Source organism: Xanthobacter versatilis, assembly GCF_043193975.1.
Taxonomy (GTDB): domain Bacteria; phylum Pseudomonadota; class Alphaproteobacteria; order Rhizobiales; family Xanthobacteraceae; genus Xanthobacter; species Xanthobacter autotrophicus_E.
Genome location: NZ_JBAFVB010000039.1, coordinates 1 through 259 on the forward strand (window position 1 = coordinate 1; position 259 = coordinate 259).

Sequence of the window (259 nt, forward strand, 5' to 3'; positions counted from 1 at the left end):
GCCGGCCGACCCTCGACAGCGCGCCAGAAGCGGGTCAAGGCCTCCACCCGTCCAATGGTGTCCGCGTCCAGCGGGATCAATGCCGCCAGCGGCGCGTCGGGGCGAGTCCCGGTCAGCAGCAGCACCTGCGCGGCATGAGGTGCCGGACGATGGACCCAGTATCGTCCCTCGGTGCTATCGCGCGGCGCAACCATGCCGCCGAACGACACGCTGGGCGCGCCCGGAAGAAACGCGGGCTGTTGGGCGAGAAGCACGATGG

General features: G+C 70.7%; 1 pseudogene. It reads right to left on the bottom strand.

The features are described 5' to 3' along the window. Positions 1–259: pseudogene (locus V5F66_RS22285) on the bottom strand (DUF2285 domain-containing protein); the annotation flags it as partial.